This window comes from Stenotrophomonas sp. SrG (genome assembly GCF_050031795.1).
GTDB classification, from domain to species: Bacteria; Pseudomonadota; Gammaproteobacteria; order Xanthomonadales; family Xanthomonadaceae; genus Stenotrophomonas; species Stenotrophomonas rhizophila_A.
This window is the reverse complement of sequence record NZ_JBNBBE010000800.1, coordinates 1-245: the sequence shown is the minus strand read 5'-3', so window position 1 is coordinate 245 and position 245 is coordinate 1. Positions and strand designations below refer to the sequence as shown.

Sequence of the window (245 nt, the reverse complement as noted above, 5' to 3'; positions counted from 1 at the left end):
CGGCGTTGGCCACGATCTCGATGTGCACCCAGTCTGCTTCGGCCCACACCCCCATCAGCGGCAGGGCGGCGGCGAGCAGCGGCAGGGCCAGGCAGTGCAGCAGGCACTGGCTGGAAAGGGCGATGGCGCCGGCGTCGAGCAGGGCGTTGGTGGTCTTCATGGGGGAAGGGTCTGGAGCGAAGGGGGTTAGATAGTAGGATTTCAGTCCCACTTTACGCTTTCGCCCCCATGACTGCCTCTGCCAT

Annotated in this window: 1 protein-coding gene; it reads right to left on the bottom strand. The window is 65.3% G+C overall.

Going from position 1 to position 245, the window contains the following annotated elements:
* Window positions 1-160: MerC family mercury resistance protein (locus ACQG3P_RS21760; RefSeq protein WP_426806212.1), on the bottom strand; the 160-nt coding region annotated here is incomplete at its 3' end.
* Window positions 161-245: the final 85 nt, after the last annotated feature.